Here is a 10,102-nt window from a genome sequence, read left to right on the forward strand (position 1 = left end):
CCCCGCCCCCCCCCCCCCCCCCCCCTCCACACACCCCCACAACACTCCCCTCTCCCCCCCCCCCCCCCTCTCCCTCTCTCCGGCGCCGGGGGGGCCTCGCCAACCCCCCCCCCCCGCTTCTCACAGCGGCCGGTGCACAGCGGGCCAGGGTGGCGACCGCGGCTGTCAGGCCAGGCGGAGATGCGGGCCCGGGCGGTCGGTGGAATCGGGACGGTGCGAACCTGGTCGCCCTTGCCGTGCAGGCGGATGGTGCCGGTACGGGCGATGATCGCGATGTCGTCGACCGGTGCACCCCCGTCACGTTCCCGCGGAAGTCGGCATACGCCGCCCGGTCGATGCCCGAAGCCGGAACCGCTGCTTTACGCCGGTTTGCTCGTCACCGGCCAGGCGCGACCAGACCGCCCGTTCGCTCACGCCAAGCCCCGCCTCGACCAGCCGTGCTGCACTGCCCCGCAGCGTGGGCCTCCCGGAACTGGTGCGGGGCGGCACACCACCGCTCGGTGCCCGGCCGGGCCATCGCCGCCTCCGCCCTGTCCGGGTGAAGATCACCAATCCCGGGAAGGATCTCATCGGCCACGATGAACGGTGTCAAGTGCGGGCGCCCAGATTCGGGAGGACCGACGCGGACCCCGAGGACGACCTCGAGCCGCCGTAATCGGTCTCTAGGTCGTGAGTTCTTTGATCATCGCGTTGGCCAGGTTGGCCGTGCGGCCTTCGTCGTCGTCCAGCGCGATGATGACGAGGCTGGAGCGCTGGTCAGCGATGCGGACGAGTTGCGCGCTCAGCCCGGCCCAGCGACCGCCGTGCCGGTAGATCCGGCAACCCGCGTGCGTGTGGACGTCTACGGCCCACGCGTAGTCGAGCAAAGTGCCGTCGTCCAGGTGGCCGGGCGTGTGGAGGAGAGCTGAGACGCGTAGTTCGTCGCGTTCGAGTGCCTGGTTCCAGCGCAGCAGGTCCGGGGCCGTGGACCAGATTCCGCCGTCGCCGAGGGACAACGGTGCCGGATAGTGCGCGCGGGTCGGCGCGGCTCCGGGCGGATGCGGTGCCGGGCCGGACCAGTATCGGCTGTTGAGCATCCCGAGCTGTTGGAACACGTGCTCGCGGGCGAAGTCAGGCAACGGCCGGCCCGCCGCGCGTTCGACAATGACCGCCAGGCAAACGTACCCGGCGTTGCAGTAGCGGAATTCGGTCCCCGGTGTGCTGTCGAGGTGGTCGAGCCGGACGAGCGCCTGGATGACGCCGACGGTGGTGCGGTCGAGCTCCGCCCGGTGGAGTTCGTCGAACTCGATGCCCTCCGGCAGACCACTCGTGTGGTGAATCAGGTGGCGCACCCTGATGGTGCTCGCCCACGTCGGCAGTTCAGGCATCCACTGCGCCAGGGTCGACTCAGTGTCCAGCCGTCCCTGCCGGACGAGTAGCGCCGCGCAGGCGGCCGTGATCTGTTTGGACAGCGATGCGGTGTAGACGACCGTGCCGGCCGTCAACGGCTCGCCGGCTGCGGTTCGTCCGCTGGTCAGAAATGCGGTCGGCGCGCTGCCCTGCCGTACGCCGAGCACGAGCGGATCGCCGGTGCCGTAGCCGGCCAGCTCGACCAGAGCGGCGGTCCGATCACGAAGTCGCAGCGCAGGCGCTTGGGCCTGATCCGATGGCATCACGTCAAGCGGTCCTTGAGATGGCAGGCGATGGTCTTTGAGAGGTGAGCGATGCCGGACGTTGTATCAACCACCATCGCCAACATGCAACTGATTACTTGCTCGCTGAGCAGTCAGGCGTCAAGAAGCCATCCTGTTGAATGAAGCCATCTCTCACCGGTCGGCTCCGTCCTCTCCACTTCCCCGTCCGGTAGGAGAGGCTGGTCAAGGTGTCGGGATGGTCGGCGCCCGGACCCGTTCGCGGATAGGGCGCAGGTCGGCGAGCTGATCGCCCGCCTCCCCCGATCCCACCGGCGTGGCTGAGCGTCAGCACCTTGGCCACCATGCGCTCGCCGTCCCCGCCGACCGGCGTGGCCACGTGCAACCGCCCGGGGGCGTCCTTCAGCAACCGCAGGTACTTGGCCGCGGTAGTGCGGTTGATACACGCGCCGGCCTGGGGCAGGGCCAAGGCCAGGTCCCCCAACTGTCCGGCCAGTTCCTTCAACGCGGGGGTGTGGGCGCAGTCCGGGGGCCGATCAGGTCAGCCAGCAGGGCGACGGCGGCCGGGCGGGGCAGCAGCTCCAGGTGGACGGGGGTGTTACGCAGGTGGCGCGACGGGTGGTGATCATTACGTGGCCGTGGGACAAACGGGCCAGGTACGGCTCGATGTCGGCGGTGTCCTCGACGTTGTCGAAGATGACCAGCCAGCCCGGATGCGCGGCCAGCCGGCTCAGGGCCCAGGCGGCGGCTTCTTCCACGATGGCCCGTTCGGCGGCCACCGAGTCGATGCCGCAGGCCAGCGCGCGGGCCAAAGCGGCCAGCCCGGCTCGGATCAGGTCCGAGCTGTCGGCGTCGATCCACCACACCAGCCGGTATCGGCCACGGTGGCGGTGGGCGTATCGCAGGGCCGGTTCGCTCTTGCCGACGCCGCCCGGCCCGAGTACAGCCTGACTCTGATCACATCGGGCTCTGTCCCGACCTGCAGTGCCTGGCGGATGGCGGTAAGGGCTGCATCGCGGCCGACGAAGGTCGCGGCAGGACGGCCAGCCCCAGTGGGGGACCTCCACAGCGCCCGCCTCAGGCAGTGGCCACTGCGGCGCCTGGTGAGTGACCTGGTTGATGGGCTGGTCGCGAGCCGCTGGTACAACCCTCCCTGTTCACCAACGACACCGGGCGTCCGGGAGCAGGGCTGGGGCATCAGCCGCCCCGTGGTCATCGTTCGTTGATGGTCTGGTCGCCGCCTGCCTGATACACCCGGCCCTCCCCCGAGGCCTGAGCCCGCATCTGCACATTGCGCGCGCCATTCCCCGTCGAGACGATGCCGGAGTTGTCCCCGCCGATGGCGATCGACCGCTCCCCCGAAGCCGACACGCCAGGCGGTGTCTCGGGCACGGCCTCCGCTGGATCAGTGGCGGCGGTCGGCTGGGTACGGTCGGCGCGCAGCTGCAGCAGCAGCGCCACCACCGCGACCACCAGCCCGGCCGCGCCGATGAACATGCTGATCACGCTGGCCCGCTGATCCAGCACGCCCAGCACGTCCGGCGGGAGGTGTAGCGGGTCGGCGAAGAAGCCGATCAACCCCACGGCCAGGAACGCTGCCATCGCGACGATCGCGGCGACGATCGTCCACCGCCTGCCCCGTGACCGTGGGGCGTGTCCGGATCCTGCTGCCGTCTTCGACATGCTTCCAGAGTGCTCCCGAACCAGCATGAGCGGGACACATAGTGACGAACGCGTTACCTGACACGGCCTGACGGAGCAGGGAGGAGGAACGTGGTGCCGCGCCCGCGTACAGTCCGTCACCCAGATCGCCCGCGAGGTCGGCGTCGGCCGCTCCACGCCGTACCAGGCGCTGGAAGACGACGACCAACCCGCCACATCGGCCGCCGAGCCGGCGAGGTAGCGGTCTACGGCTGGTGCGACGGCGGGCCGTCGGGCAGGTCGCGGTCGGTGAACATGGCGATCAGGCGGCGCACCGGCATGCCGGCCTCCGTGGGGTAGCGGAAGTCCAGGTCGGTGTTGATGGTGTAGCGGTTGTGGCGGCCGACTCGTTCGCGGGTGAGGTATCCGGCGTCGTGCAGGTCGTTGACGATGCTCTGTACGGTGCGTTCGGTGATGCCGATCCAGGAGGCGATCTCGCGCAGTCGTACTTCGGGGTTGCGGGCGATCTCCAGCAGCACGCGGGCGTGGTGGGTCAGGAAGGTCCAGGCCGGGGTCTCGTGACCGGGCTGCATGGCGCTCACGCTTTCAGTCCGTGGTGACGGACGGTGTCGGGTAGTGGCTGGCTTCAGAGTTTATAGTGAAAGCTATTTCATGTAACCTTCTTCAGGGTTTACGGTTGAGAGCGTCACCAAAGTCCCCATACCAATCGAGGAGGCGGATACGCGATGTCTGAGCAGGCGGTCGGCCGCCATGCCGAGAACCTGGCCGCGCGGATGACTGACGTGACCCCGCTACGCCTGACCAGCCGAGCCTTGATCGGCGGCACCCTTATCGAGGTGGCGGGCGAGGTGGATGCCGCCACCGTCGCCCAGCTGACCGCCTACATCGAGCGTGAGCATCCGGACGCCGGCCTGCCCCTGGTGCTGGATTTGTCCGGGGTGAGTTTCATGGACAGCTCCGGCCTGCGTCTGCTCATCCAGCAGCACCACCGTCAACATGAGCATGGCGCCGGCCTGCACCTGGCCGCCCCGCAGAAACGGGTGAGGCGCATCCTGGAGATCACGGGCGTCGGCCGGTTGTTGCAGACCCATTCCGGGCTCGATCAGGCGCTGCTGGCCGCCGATGTGATCGATCCCATGCCGCGGTCCGCGGCATGACCTGACGCTCTGGCCATCGGATTGCCCCAGATCTGGACGGCTTCTCGGTCCGGCTCGGGTTCAGCTCCTACCGGTAGTTCACGGTCATGGAGCAGGTACTTCCAGGCGATGCCGGTGCGGTTGACGTCGAAGATGTCCTGCCGGCTGGTCGGCGGCTCGGCAACGGTGATCGCGAACGGCCCTGCATGCGTGCGGCTCGCCAGGCCGTCGGTGTCGGCTCCATTTACGCCCAGCGGGCATCGGACAGGTCCGGGGGTAAGGACGGCGTGAGGTCATAGTCCCCGTACTGGCAACTGTCGCCCCAGAAGGCCCGCATCTGTCGAGTCGGGCGATTCAAGGGCGCCCCGAGATCATGCGTCCGCCATCTCGTCCTTGTGGCGGAACACGATCCGGTATTCCTGAGGGGAGGTGCCGAGGTGCCGATGGAATGCGGCCCGCAAGGAAGCGGGAGCGCCGAGACCGGTCAGGCGGCCGATCTGCTCGATGGGCACGGTGGTCGCCTCCAGCAGTTCGCGGGCTCGGTCAATGCGTGCGTCGGTCAGCCAGGCCATGGGAGGAGTGCCGGTCTCCTCGCGGAAGCGGCGGATCAGTGTCCGCCGCGACATATGGGCGCGTTCGGCGAGGTGGTCGACGGTCAGGGGCTTCGCAAGGTTGTCAAGCATCCACTCCCGCAGAGGTGCGAGTTCATCTCCGCTCGCTTCGGGGCGGAACTGTTCGATGAACTGCGCTTGGCCTCCCCGTCGCCGTGGCGGCGCGACGAGATCGCGTGCGTGTGTGTTCGCTGCTGCGGCGCCCAGGTCGGTACGGATCAGGTGCAGGCACAGGTCGATTCCCGCGGTCACGCCGGCGGACGTGAGGATCTCGCCGTCGTCGACGTAGAGCTGATTCGGCAGGACATCGACGAGTGGGTAGCGCTGACGCAATTGCTCGGCGTGCCGCCAGTGTGTGGTCGCGCGGCGCCCGTCGAGCAGCCCGGCCGCGGCCAGGGCGAAGGCCGCGGTGCAGATGGAGACGAGTCGGGCGCCTCGGGCGTGAGCGGCTCGCAGTGCCGCCAGAAGCTCGGCTGACAGGATCGCGTCAATGTGGTCGTAACCCGGAATGATCACAGTGTCGGCGTCGTCCAGGGCCTCGAGGCCGGCCGCGACGGTGATCGCGAAGCCGAACCCTGGCACCAGGCCGGTGTCGGTGTCACCGCACACGGTCAGCTCATAGTGGGGGTCCATGGCGAAGATCTGCGTCGCGGTACCGAACTCGAGTGGAAGCACACCGGGCAGTACGAGCACCGCAACGTGGTGTCTGTTGGTCATAGTGGCACGACTGTAGCGCTGGTTGGCATCCGTGCCACTTTTGGCAGGAGGGCCGGTTCCATAGTGTCGAGTCATGACCGGCATCCCCGCACTCTCGGAAGGCCTGCGGAACGAGGTACTCGCTCTTCCTGCCGGGCCGCTGGTTGAGGCAAGCCTCGCCGCGGCACGTGCTGCGGTGCATCCGTCTGTGCTCAACCACTGCATTCGCGGGTTCTACTGGGCCCGTCTGTTCGCCGCCCGCAAGGCGTCCTGAACGACGCGGACTACGACGAGGAACTCCTCTTCGCCGCCCATGTGATGCACGACCTGGGAACAGGCCCCGACGCACCGGGCCGGCTCCGGTTCGAGATGGAGGGTGCCGATCTTGCCGCCACGGTGCTGACCGATCTCGGCGCTCCCGCCCGGGACGTCGACCGGGTCTGGGAGGCGACCGCTCTTCACACCACTCCGCAGATCCCCGAACGAATGGGACTGCTGACCTACCTCACCTACGAAGGGGTTACGTCCCGTCGGGTGGTGTAGATCCGGCCTCGAAGGCGCAGGGCATCTTGCGCCCCTTGAGGCACCCCGACCAGGCCTTCGTCGCCCAACTGGTGGGCGTCCCGTCCAGGAGGGATGCATCGGCATCGCCTGGGCGCCATTGCACACGCTTCAGTCGGCATCGCCCACCGAAAGGTCACAGCGGCGGTGCTCATCTTCGAGTATCCCGGACTTTGCGTGAAAGCCCGGGACGTACCGCGAGGATCGGAGTGTCCACCAGGCGGTTCGTGAAGCAGAGTGGGATTCGCCAGGCCCGTGGCTGTGTGGCCGAACTGATCGAGCGGGCGGGCGGCGAGCCGGGTCACCTTGACCCGGCGTGGCCCGGGCCGCAGGGCGGCCGGTCGAGGTGGCCGCCCCTGTGCGCCGGCCGACCTGCGGGCCGCGATAGCTGCGCGTCCGGGCCGAGGTGGATGACAGGTACGCCGCCGACCGGCTGGCCGACGCGCCGGCGCGGGCAGGGGCGGGCGGGTGCTTGTCCGGACTTGTACGGATGATTCGGCCAGGGCTTCACCGGCCACGGAATTCTCGTCAGCGTGGTTCCAGCAACGACCCATCGCGGAGCGCACGGCTTCGCGCCGGCAGAGAGGAACCCCGTTGTCCAGACTCATCAAGACCGCGTTCGCCGCGGCGGCGCTGTCCGGCGCTCTCGCGCTGACGATCACCGCCGCCGACGCCGTGTCCAGTTCCCAGACCGGCACGCAGACCAGCGCTCAGTCTTACACCGGGGAGAGCAGCCCATGGACCGCCCAGACGGTCGGAGCCTGGGGGAACATCCCGACGGCGTCTGTCAACGTCACCGTGCCCTCGGGGACGACGCGGTTCGTCGACGCCCGCTTCACCGCCGAGTCCATTTGCGCCGGCGACGCCAGTGCATGGTGCTCCGTACGTATCGTCGTGGTCAACTCCGCTGGAACGACCACCGAGCTGCAACCGGTCACGAGCACGGACTACAGGTTCGACAGCCCCGGTGGCGTCGAGGAGGCCCACGCCCTCGAGCGTTTCTCTGCTCCCCTGGGCCCGGGCACCTACACCGTCCGGGTGCAAGCCCTGCGCATCACGGGCATCACTCAGTTCACCCTGGACGACTACGCGTTCGCGGTCGGCCTCGTCGAGCCATAAGGCGTGATCATCAATAGGTCCCTGCGGACGTCTCCGCAGGGACCTATTGATCGTGAGATTAGGCGGCCGGGTCGCCGTGGCCTGCACGCCGTTCCGGGCCAGGTCCACCATCCGCCGGTGCGGCGCCTCCGGCGGCAGCGGCATCGACCCCAGTCCGACACCGAGGACCCCCGCGGCTTCTCCAGGTTCTTGCCCGATGCCAAGTGAGCTCCGCCCGCATCACCACGCCTCCGCCCGGAGCCGTGGACGCAGCAACTGACCAAACACCAGACAGCGGTTCTTCGGTCCGTTCCCCGCTGGCGTCGCCGCGGGTCACCTCACAGACCGGGCCGAAGCGAGTGGCGTTCTCAGCGAAGGATTTGGCGCTCACCAGCGCGTTACGCACGCTGCCCGGGTGTCGGCAGGCGGCTGGGTGCCGGTCCTTGTCAGCGGCGAGTCCGGCGCCGGCATGGGTCGGCGGCGCGCGCGACGGGGCCGTTCTGGCCGGGAATGGCGAGTTTGCGTGATCGCAGCGTCAGTGCCGGCGTGAACAGCTGCGCGCTTTTGACGTCAGGTTCACTGGTGGCGATGCGTCCGGCGTGCCTGCCTCGTTCAATGGCAGGTGATCGACGCGCGCCACCACAGCCCAGCCGCGTGTGTCGCCGGGGTCGTGGCCTGGCTCTTGTCGGCTCCAGGTCACTCGTCCAGATTCGACATGGTGCTGTGCCCGAAGGGGATGACCATGGTCCAGCCCTCGACCAGGTCATTCATGATCTCACCGAACTTCTGCACCGGTCCGTTCTTGATGTGGCTCTCGAAGGCGGCCTCATCCGTGTAGACCTCGTAGACGTACACCACGTCAGGTTCCGTCTCGATCTCCCACAGGTCGAGTCGCAGCGTGCCCGGCTCGGATTCCCTGACCACCTGGGTGTTCCAGCGCGAAAGCTCCAGAAACTCCGATCGCTTTCCTGGTTTGATGACGAGCCTGACGAGTGCCCCGTACATCAGATCCTCCTGATCTTGGGCCGGCCGCTTCCGGGTGGGGTTCTAGCGGGGGTTGTCGGCGCGCCAGGCGACGTAGTCGGCGACCGCCTTGGCGAGGTCGAAGTCCGGCGCGAAGCCGGTGTCGTGGGTGAGCCGGGTGATGTCGAGGTAGGGGTTGTCGCCGGGGCCGGCCTGCCGTCCGGGCAGGAGGTCGAGCCGCAGGCCGGGAGTGATCGCCTGCACGGCGTCCGCAAGCTCGCGGTTGGTGAACGGTCGGCCGCTGGAGACGTTGTAGGTGTCGTGCCGCAGGGTTTCCGCGGTCGTCAGCAGGGCGATCGCGCGCCCGGCGTCGGGTGCGTAGCAACCGTCGCCGCCGTCGTCGGCGTAGAGTGGCTGCGGCTTCTCACCGCGGAGCACGGCGCTGATGTACGGCGGGATGGGGTTGAACGGTGATTCCGGGTCCATCAGCGGTCCCCAGATGCTCCCAATGCGGAGCACGACCGGCTGGACGCCGCTGCCCTGGAGGCTGTGCGTGGTCAATGGCTCGACGGCCTTCTTGAAGGCGACGATCAGGTGCGGCAGGTTCGCGGTGGGCAGCGCGAGCTCCTCGTGCCAGCGGGTCTCGCTCCGGCCGACGTACACGCCGAGGCTGCTGGCGACGGCGAACCTGCGCACACCCCAGGTGCGGGCGGCGTCCAGCGCGTTGAACAGGCCGATCGTGTCCGTGCGGAAGTAGCTGACCGGGTCCTCGCCGGGGATGCTGCCGGCGAGGTGGACGATGTCGCTGATGTCGTGGCGATCGGCGAGGGCCAGGAAGGCGTCCCGGTCGGTGACGTCGAGAGGCTCCACGCTGACCCGGCCGACGAGGAACGACGGGACCTCGGTCCGGCGGTGTGCGGTGACGACGACCTCGTGTCCGAGGTCGACGAGCGCGCGGGCGGTGTGCGCGCCGATCATGCCCAGCCCTCCGGTGACGAGGATCATCGGACCACCTCGTAGTGGAGGTGGGTCACGCCCTGTGCCGGTACGGCCTCCAGCAGGCGGAGGTGTACGTGCTCGGGCAGCGACTGGAAGAAGGGGCGGCCGCCGCCGAGCAGGATGGGCACCTGGTGGAGGATCACCTCGTCGACGAGCCCTGCCTTCAGGGCCTCGGTCGTGACGCCGCCGCCCATGAGGCCGACGTCGCTGCCGTCGGCGGCTTCGCGAGCGGCCGCGATCGCGTCTTCGATGCCGGTGGTGATGAGAGTTTGCCGGTCGGTCATCTCCGGTGCGGCCCGGTGGCTGAGGACGACCAGTCGGGCCTTCGGGTGCGGGCTGCCGCCTCCGAAATGGTCGGAGTCCTCATAGGTGTTGCGCCCTGCGACGACCGCGCCCGCACGTGCGGCGAGAGCGTCGAAGACGCGGGCGCTCGGCTCGCTCAGTTTGAACCCGTCGAAGACCTGGCTGGGTGTGTCGCCGTTGAAGTACCAGTCGAACAGCATCGTTGCGTCTCCCAGTCCGCGTCCGGCGCCGGGGTCGCGGCCGGTGATGTAGCCGTCGACCGACACCGCGTGGGCGGCGATGACCTTGCTCATGGCGGCAATTCCTTCCTTGAGTTCCTTGAAGAGACTCTATAACCGTAACACTTGAAGTTCCCTAAGGGAACTCCAATGGGTAGACTGACCCCATGCAACGCACCAACTTCGGCGACATGGCCTGCTCCATCGCCCGCACCCTCGACGTC

At 68.4% G+C, this 10,102-nt stretch carries 12 protein-coding genes; 4 read left to right on the forward strand and 8 right to left on the reverse strand.

Going from position 1 to position 10,102, the window contains the following annotated elements:
* Positions 1 to 662 precede the first annotated feature (662 nt).
* The 4 genes from ACWDX9_RS53940 to ACWDX9_RS53955 form a co-directional block, all read right to left on the reverse strand.
* On the reverse strand, positions 663 to 1,652 hold the full coding sequence (locus ACWDX9_RS53940; RefSeq protein ID WP_449970056.1) for a serine hydrolase domain-containing protein: 990 nt from the start codon (positions 1,650 to 1,652) through the stop codon (positions 663 to 665).
* A gap of 515 nt (positions 1,653 to 2,167) precedes the next feature.
* Positions 2,168 to 2,497 (reverse strand): hypothetical protein, encoded by a 330-nt coding sequence (locus ACWDX9_RS53945; protein ID WP_449970031.1) that lies wholly within the window; start codon positions 2,495 to 2,497, stop codon positions 2,168 to 2,170.
* A gap of 346 nt (positions 2,498 to 2,843) precedes the next feature.
* A complete protein-coding gene (locus ACWDX9_RS53950; RefSeq protein ID WP_449970034.1) occupies positions 2,844 to 3,233 on the reverse strand; it encodes a hypothetical protein in 390 nt (129 codons plus the stop codon).
* Between the two features lie 305 nt (positions 3,234 to 3,538).
* Complete coding sequence (locus tag ACWDX9_RS53955; RefSeq protein ID WP_355212670.1) at positions 3,539 to 3,865, reverse strand: helix-turn-helix transcriptional regulator; 327 nt, start codon at positions 3,863 to 3,865, stop codon at positions 3,539 to 3,541.
* Between the two features lie 153 nt (positions 3,866 to 4,018).
* Between ACWDX9_RS53955 and ACWDX9_RS53960 the strand changes: the two genes are divergently transcribed.
* Positions 4,019 to 4,450, forward strand: coding sequence for an STAS domain-containing protein (locus ACWDX9_RS53960; protein WP_449970036.1), 432 nt, complete (start codon positions 4,019 to 4,021; stop codon positions 4,448 to 4,450).
* 350 nt (positions 4,451 to 4,800) lie between these two features.
* Here the strand turns inward: ACWDX9_RS53960 and ACWDX9_RS53965 are convergent, their stop codons facing one another.
* A complete protein-coding gene (locus ACWDX9_RS53965; protein ID WP_449970039.1) occupies positions 4,801 to 5,733 on the reverse strand; it encodes a GlxA family transcriptional regulator in 933 nt (310 codons plus the stop codon).
* Between the two features lie 97 nt (positions 5,734 to 5,830).
* On the opposite strand from ACWDX9_RS53965, the gene ACWDX9_RS53970 reads away from it, so the two are divergent.
* The 3 genes from ACWDX9_RS53970 to ACWDX9_RS53980 all read left to right on the forward strand — a co-directional run bounded on the left by ACWDX9_RS53970 (position 5,831) and on the right by ACWDX9_RS53980 (position 7,416).
* A complete protein-coding gene (locus ACWDX9_RS53970; RefSeq protein ID WP_449970041.1) occupies positions 5,831 to 6,010 on the forward strand; it encodes a hypothetical protein in 180 nt (59 codons plus the stop codon).
* 44 nt (positions 6,011 to 6,054) lie between these two features.
* On the forward strand, positions 6,055 to 6,279 hold the full coding sequence (locus ACWDX9_RS53975; protein WP_449970044.1) for a hypothetical protein: 225 nt from the start codon (positions 6,055 to 6,057) through the stop codon (positions 6,277 to 6,279).
* 612 nt (positions 6,280 to 6,891) lie between these two features.
* Positions 6,892 to 7,416: a hypothetical protein gene (locus ACWDX9_RS53980; protein ID WP_449970046.1), complete on the forward strand. Its 525-nt coding sequence runs from the start codon at positions 6,892 to 6,894 to the stop codon at positions 7,414 to 7,416.
* Positions 7,417 to 8,091: 675 nt separating this feature from the next.
* Here the strand turns inward: ACWDX9_RS53980 and ACWDX9_RS53985 are convergent.
* From ACWDX9_RS53985 to ACWDX9_RS53995, 3 genes are read right to left on the reverse strand one after another with little or no spacing between them, the layout of a single operon-like run.
* On the reverse strand, positions 8,092 to 8,400 hold the full coding sequence (locus ACWDX9_RS53985; protein WP_449970048.1) for a putative quinol monooxygenase: 309 nt from the start codon (positions 8,398 to 8,400) through the stop codon (positions 8,092 to 8,094).
* 42 nt (positions 8,401 to 8,442) lie between these two features.
* A complete protein-coding gene (locus tag ACWDX9_RS53990) occupies positions 8,443 to 9,363 on the reverse strand; it encodes an NAD-dependent epimerase/dehydratase family protein (protein WP_449970051.1) in 921 nt (306 codons plus the stop codon).
* Positions 9,360 to 9,953: a dihydrofolate reductase family protein gene (locus ACWDX9_RS53995; protein WP_449970054.1), complete on the reverse strand. Its 594-nt coding sequence runs from the start codon at positions 9,951 to 9,953 to the stop codon at positions 9,360 to 9,362. The genes ACWDX9_RS53990 and ACWDX9_RS53995 overlap by 4 nt, the downstream gene beginning before the upstream one ends.
* Positions 9,954 to 10,102 lie beyond the last annotated feature (149 nt).

This window comes from Nonomuraea sp. NPDC003201 (assembly GCF_053590415.1).